The organism is Cupriavidus sp. 05T313, from assembly GCF_056396665.1.
This window is the reverse complement of the sequence record NZ_JBFTLX010000524.1, coordinates 1-1,143: the sequence shown is the minus strand read 5'-3', so window position 1 is coordinate 1,143 and position 1,143 is coordinate 1. Positions and strand designations below refer to the sequence as shown.

At 60.0% G+C, this 1,143-nt stretch carries 2 protein-coding genes and 1 tRNA gene; all 3 read right to left on the bottom strand.

Going from position 1 to position 1,143, the window contains the following annotated elements:
* Positions 1 to 339 precede the first annotated feature (339 nt).
* Positions 340 to 415, bottom strand: a tRNA-His gene (locus AC1DKD_RS41445).
* 169 nt (positions 416 to 584) lie between these two features.
* Entirely contained in the window at positions 585 to 752 is a 168-nt protein-coding gene (locus AC1DKD_RS41440; protein WP_200876818.1) for a hypothetical protein, read from the bottom strand.
* Between the two features lie 109 nt (positions 753 to 861).
* The coding region (locus AC1DKD_RS41435; protein WP_477144767.1) for a LexA family protein at positions 862 to 1,143 on the bottom strand (282 nt) is incomplete at its 5' end.

The following is a 1,143-nucleotide window of genomic DNA, read 5'->3' as shown; positions in this document are numbered from 1 at the left end:
AGTCATATCCCCCGGAAAATCACTGTCGCCCGAGTGGGCGGAGACGTCCAAGTCTATCCCGCAGCTACCGGCATTTCGTGGACAGTCGCATTTGAACGAGATCTGGAGCGCGGCGAATTTGGATTCCCTCTTGCGGACTAGCTAAGGGATGGGAGAGGTCGCTGCGTGGAAGAAACGGGGGAGGGGTATGCTGAAGCAGGCTAGATCGAGCCGGTGGTGCTGACACCGGCGGTTGCAAGTATTCCCACCGTGGGAGGATGGCGGGAATGGAACCCGGCTTTGGGATGCACAAATGAAAACAGCGCCTTGGTTAAGGCGCTGTTTTGCAGGGCAAATTCTTGGGGTGGCTGATGGGACTCGAACCCACGACGACAGGAATCACAATCCTGGACTCTACCAACTGAGCTACAGCCACCGTAGAGGTTGCTCAGCTGGCTGCTGAGCAACGAAGAACAAGATCATACAATACCAAAAGGCGGATGGCTAGCACTCTGCACAAATTTTTTCTCTGCRCTGCCTTATGCGATTTCAGCCGGTTAGGTCGGTTACCGCGACGCGCGCAAGTGAGTGCTGCCGTAACCCACCTATGAAAGCTTGGCCGACTCCTCCAGCTCAAGCATGCGGCAGATGGCTGCCATGCTGCCCACCATGGTGCGTCGTTGCGCACCCTGGTAGATACGCACGCCTTTGGATTGGCGGAATGGTACGGGCTTGACGGGGCGGCGGGCGGAGAGGCGGTTGGCTGGCAGCATGGCTACACCTGGTGACTTGCAACAACAGTTAGCGGTGCCCGACTAGCGGGCGGCGTTGGCACAATCGGGCGTCGGCGTGATACGGGCTTGCCCGCCTCAGCCGCACTCGTCAGAAGCCGCTGGGTCGGATCAAGCCGACGGCGATACCTTCCAGAGAGAATTCTTCGCGGCCGGGGCGCACGATGATGCTGGGGAAATCGGGATTCTCGGCAATGAGTTCGATCGAGTCGCCGCGGCGGTTGAGGCGTTTGACGGTGACGTCGTCTCCCAGTCGCGCAACGACGATCTTGCCGTTCGGGGCCTCGCTGGCACGCTTGACCGCAAGCAGATCGCCATCGAGGATGCCGGCGTCCCGCATGCTCAGGCCACGTACCCGGAGCAGGTAGTCAGG

What these genes read in the sequence shown, in the direction of transcription:
- AC1DKD_RS41440 (WP_200876818.1), bottom strand. Translation starts at nt 752, where the DNA reads ATGCTGCCAGCCAACCGCCTCTCCGCCCGCCGCCCCGTCAAGCCCGTA.